Origin of the sequence: Bartonella vinsonii subsp. berkhoffii ATCC 51672 (genome assembly GCF_902825225.1) — a bacterium.
GTDB lineage: Bacteria > Pseudomonadota > Alphaproteobacteria > Rhizobiales > Rhizobiaceae > Bartonella > Bartonella berkhoffii.
On record NZ_CADEAK010000222.1, the window covers coordinates 1 to 417 of the forward strand.

A 417-nucleotide genomic window follows, 5' to 3' on the forward strand; every position below is an offset into this window, starting at 1 on the left:
CTTCAAGAAATATTATCTTGTATAATGATCAAAGCATTTAGAAAGCAAAATAATTTATAAAAGGATGAATAAAAGATTTAAGCTTTTAGAAAATAAAATTTTCTTATTATTCAATATTTTATATTATAATATCTAAAAATGCTAAGATTATTTATTCTTCTGACATTGATTTTTCATTATTTATAAGCATAAGCAAATAAACTTTCATACATTTAATAATTTCATAATAATTTCAATCTTGTTAATAACATGTAATATAGAATTTAATCAGTTTACTCAAATTAAATAAAAGAAAAAATTTATGAAATATATCAGCACAAGAGTTGAAGCCCCCACGATAGTCTTTACTGAAACTATCATGAAGGTTCTAGCGCATGATGGTGGCCTTTATCTTCCAGAAAAATTCCCTCAATTATC

General features: G+C 23.0%; 1 protein-coding gene. It reads left to right on the forward strand.

All coding sequences use genetic code 11. The features are described 5' to 3' along the window. Window positions 1-301: 301 nt before the first annotated feature. A partial coding sequence (locus J7R10_RS09020) for a hypothetical protein (RefSeq protein WP_208436503.1) occupies window positions 302-417 on the forward strand: 116 nt, incomplete at its 3' end.